Origin of the sequence: Corynebacterium sp. HS2168-gen11, from assembly GCF_024834075.1 — a bacterium.
In the GTDB taxonomy this organism is placed as follows: Bacteria; Actinomycetota; Actinomycetes; order Mycobacteriales; family Mycobacteriaceae; genus Corynebacterium.
This window is the reverse complement of the sequence record NZ_JANUXR010000025.1, coordinates 1-852: the sequence shown is the minus strand read 5'-3', so window position 1 is coordinate 852 and position 852 is coordinate 1. Positions and strand designations below refer to the sequence as shown.

General features: G+C 44.5%; 1 protein-coding gene. It reads left to right on the top strand.

What is annotated here, in order from left to right; genetic code table 11:
• Window positions 1-661 precede the first annotated feature (661 nt).
• On the top strand, window positions 662-852 hold a 191-nt coding region (locus NXS99_RS09220), incomplete at its 3' end, for an IS3 family transposase (RefSeq protein ID WP_396124854.1).

Below are 852 nucleotides of genomic sequence, written 5' to 3'. Positions count from 1 at the left end.
GAACTGCTCCCTATTAGTTGGACTGAGAAATCAGATACCAATTACTGGGGAGGAGTTTTATGCATTCACGAAGTTCTTTGGGGCAACGTCAGTGTGAGTTGCTCGTTGATCTTTTTGAGCAAGGGCATGGATATCGTGCCACAGCTACTGTACTGGGAGTAAAACCAGATTTAGTGCGTGTATTGTGTCGGCGATGGAAGCTTCATGGCAGGATATGTCTTATGAGGCAATCACATAGTCAGTCGTATTCTTTTGAAGTGCAAAAGGAAGTTGTTGAGTGTTTCCTTGCTGGTGAAACTTATATGGAGATGGCTTAGAGTTTGCCTTATCATCGCAGCAACTGGTCCGAAGATGGGTGTATCTGTGGCGTTAAGGTGGCGATGAAGCATTGATGCCAAAACCTCAAGGCCGCCGAAAAGGTTCATGTAAGCCACGGCCTATGAGTGAGGAGGATAAGCTTCGCCGTAGGGTTGCACAACTTGAGGCTGAAAATGCGTATCTAAAAACATTATGGGATTTGAGAATCCAGGGGCGAGAGTGAAAACCCAGGCTAGCGTTATTCTTAAGTCAAAGCATAAGCGTAGCGATTTATTTAAGGCCGCAAACCTTTCTCGTTCGACTTATTTTTATCGTCCAGTACGTTTACGTCGTCAGGATCTGTATGTTGAGCTTCAAGAGGCAATTCGTATCGTTTTTGAAAAGTTTCAATGTGGTTATGGAGAACTTCTTCGGTCATTGTAAAACTGAAATGTATCATGGTGAACACTACGCCAGCGTTGAGCAGTTTTCTCAAGCCGTTGACGACTACATCGTGTGGTACAACTACGAACGTTTACAACAGCGTTTCAAGGG